Below are 462 nucleotides of genomic sequence, written 5' to 3'. Positions count from 1 at the left end.
GGCCGAAGCCGTGACCGGCGGCCTGGCGGCGGAGGCCGTGCTGGCCCGCCGCGATTCCTTCACCTCCGGCTGGGACGACGCCTCGCAGGTGGAGTGGGTGAAGGGCGCCGGCATCGAACTGGTCCGAGGCACCGCCCGGCTTAGCGGTCCGCGCGAAGTAACGGCAACGGACGACGACGGGACCTTGACCCGCATCACCGCACGCCACGCCGTCGTGCTGGCCACTGGTTCCTCCCCGAACGTGCCGCCGCTTCCCGGGTTGGACGGCGTCGATTTCTGGGGAACCCGCGAAGCCACCGCTGCGCAGAAGGTTCCGGAGAGCCTGCTGGTGCTGGGCGGCGGCGTCTCCGGCTGCGAGCTCGCGCAGGCGTATGCCCGGTTGGGCACCGACGTCACCTTGGTGGCACGCGGAGACCTGCTGGCGAGCGTCCCCGAACCCGCGCGGCGGCTGGTGGAAGCCGG

General features: G+C 72.5%; 1 protein-coding gene. It reads left to right on the top strand.

Annotation, left to right across the window (positions count from 1 at the left end; all coding sequences use genetic code 11):
- Positions 1–462, top strand: a 462-nt coding sequence (locus tag AC5RUJ_RS18350; protein WP_494156530.1) for an FAD-dependent oxidoreductase, incomplete at both ends; no start/stop codon positions are given.

It is taken from the genome of Arthrobacter sp. Y3223164 (assembly GCF_059091005.1).
The sequence above is the reverse complement of the archived record's forward strand: the minus strand, read 5'-3'. Positions and strand labels throughout refer to the sequence as shown.